Source organism: Streptomyces sparsus (assembly GCF_054776295.1).
The window spans coordinates 1-1,254 of record NZ_BAAHCA010001194.1 but is presented as its reverse complement, the minus strand read 5'-3'; the positions used below and the strand labels follow the sequence as shown (position 1 = coordinate 1,254).

Genomic DNA, 1,254 nt, shown 5'->3' with positions numbered 1-1,254 from the left:
GACCCCGACCCGGCAGCGCGCCACCCCGCCTCTGCGTCCGGGCGTCAGGCGGCGGCGTGCCGTCCGCGCAGGGCCTCCACCAGCTGCTCGCGGTTCATCTTCGACCGGCCCGCGACGCCGGCCCGGGAAGCCCGCTCGTACAGCTCGCCCTTCGTCAGCCCTTCCAGAGCCTCCACCTCCGGCTCGTCCCGCCCCCGTGTGCCGCTCCGCCGGCCGTCGGCCCCGCCGCCCCGTTTCCGCCCCGCCCGGCTCCCGCCCTTGTGTGCCTTCTCGCCGTTGTCGGCCGCGCGGCCCCGACCGTCGCCACCCGGTCCGTCGTCGCCACGGGCGCTGCCGCTCCCACGGTTCGCCTCCGGGGAGCGGGCCCGCTCGACACTGCGCCGGAGGGTGTCCATGAGGTCGATGACGTTGGTCGACTCCGGGGCCCCCTCCTCGCTGACGATCTCCTGCCCCTCCCGATTGGCGTCGACCAGCGCCTGCACGCGCTCCTCCGAGGTGTCGTGGAACCGCTCGGGCTCCCAGTCGATGCCGAGTGCCTCGATCAGCTGCCGCGCGGTCTCCAACTCCCGCTCGTCGACCTCGACCCGGCCCTCGGGCAGCAGGTCCAGCTCCGCGCGCGGGTCGCGCACCTCGTCCGCCCAGTGCATGGTGTGCAGCACCAGGACGTCGTCCTGCGCCCGCAGCGCCGTCAGGTGGTCCTTGTTCCGCATGGTGAACGTCGCGACACCGGCCTTGCCGGACTGCCGCAGCGCCGCCCGCAGCAGCTCGTAGACCTTCAGGTACTCCTTGTCCTGCGGCGCGACGTAGTAGGTGCGCGCGAAGTACACCGGCTCGATCCGCTCCAGATCGACGAAGCCCGCGAGCTCGATCACCCGGGACCTGCCCGGGGCGATCTCCGCCAGTTCGTCCGGCTCGACCACCACGTACTCGCCGCCGCCGAGGTCGTAGCCCTTCACGATGTCGTCGCTGCCGAGCTCCTCACCCGTGCGTTCGCTGACCCGCCGGTAACGCACCCGGTCTCCGCTGTCGCGCTGCAACTGGTGGAAGTGCACGGTGTGGTCCTCGGTCGCCGTGTACAGCCCGACCGGCACGGTGACCAGCCCGAACGTCAGGACGCCGGTCCAGATCGCTCTTGCCATCGTCGCCTCCGTCTCGGCACGGGCACCGTCAGCCGTCCCGTTCGCCGGTAGTGGGTGGTGGGTCCTCGGCGGTCAGCCGCTCGACGCGCGCCGCCGCCGCCTCGGCCCGGCGCCG

General features: G+C 73.2%; 1 protein-coding gene. It reads right to left on the bottom strand.

The window, feature by feature from the left end:
* Window positions 1–44: 44 nt before the first annotated feature.
* Window positions 45–1,139 carry a non-homologous end joining protein Ku gene (gene ku, locus ACYVE9_RS27360; RefSeq protein ID WP_461030577.1) on the bottom strand — a complete coding sequence of 365 codons (1,095 nt, stop codon included), beginning with the start codon at window positions 1,137–1,139 and terminating at the stop codon, window positions 45–47.
* Between the last annotated feature and the right edge of the window lie 115 nt (window positions 1,140–1,254).